We start from the raw sequence: 1,003 nt of genomic DNA, 5'->3' as shown, positions 1-1,003 counted from the left end.
TACGCCACCAAGACGCTGAAGATGCCCACCCCGCAGATCCTGCTCGCCACCACGCTGGCCTCCTTCGGCTGGCTGATCTTCACGCTGGTCGGCGGCTGGCTCTCGGACAAGATCGGCCGCGTCAAGACGTTCCTGATCGGCTACGGCATTGTCTTCGCCTGGATGATCCCGATGTTCGCCCTCATCGACACCAAGAACATCGTGCTCTACGGCGTCGCGCTGTTCGTCCTCACGGTCGGCCTGGGCCTGTCCTACGGCCCCATGTCCGCCATGTACGCCGAGATGTTCCCGCCGGAGGTGCGCTACTCGGGCATCTCGATCGGCTACGCCTTCGGTGCGATCCTCGGCGGCGCGTTCGCGGCCACCATCGCGGAAGTCCTCCTGCAGGGCACCCACTGGACCGGCTCCATCGGCATCTACATCATGATCCTCTGCGTCATCTCCGCCGTCGGCGTCCTGTTGGCCGGGGAAACGAAGGGCCGCCCGCTCGGCGTCGCGCACCACGCGCCGGCCGAAGCCGCAAAGCACTAGCAACCAGGCAAGCACGAGGGGCGCGGACCGCAAGGTCCGTGCCCCTCTGGGTTAAAGAGCAACGCGGGGTCGCTTCGCGCCCATCCAGATCATTCGGATGGGCCGTAAGTGACCCCGCGTTGCTTGTGTGAGGCGGGTTTAGACGCCCAGGAAGCTGATGGCGCCTTGCTTGAAGGCGCGGCTGGTGATGGCGTTGGTGTGGTTGCGGCCCGGCAGCACGAGCTGTTCGACCATGCCGCCGGCCTTGGCGCCCAGGGCGGCGAGCTCCGGCATGGTGGCGGCCCGGTCGTCGTTTTCCCCCGCCACGAGGAGCATCGGCATGTGGGGGACCGCTTCGGCGGGGTCATACGGCTCGGTCTTGATTGCCTCGACCAGGGACAGCAGCGCGAAGATGTTGTTGCTGGGCAGCAGCATGGCCATCTTCAGCAGCCCGGCGGTCGACTCGTCCGCGATCGGCGTGCCGTCGGCCAGG

The 1,003-nt window shown here is 66.8% G+C and carries 1 protein-coding gene and 1 pseudogene; one reads left to right on the top strand and one right to left on the bottom strand.

What is annotated here, in order from left to right; translation table 11 throughout:
• The coding region (locus LQV45_RS35545; protein WP_230012762.1) for an MFS transporter at positions 1 to 531 on the top strand (531 nt) is incomplete at its 5' end.
• Positions 532 to 669: 138 nt separating this feature from the next.
• Here LQV45_RS35545 and LQV45_RS35540 read toward each other — a convergent pair.
• Positions 670 to 1,003: pseudogene (locus tag LQV45_RS35540) on the bottom strand (alpha/beta hydrolase); the annotation flags it as partial.

The organism is Microbacterium sp. Bi128, assembly GCF_918698205.1.
Note: the sequence above shows the minus strand (reverse complement) of the source record. Positions and strands in the feature narration are given on the sequence as shown.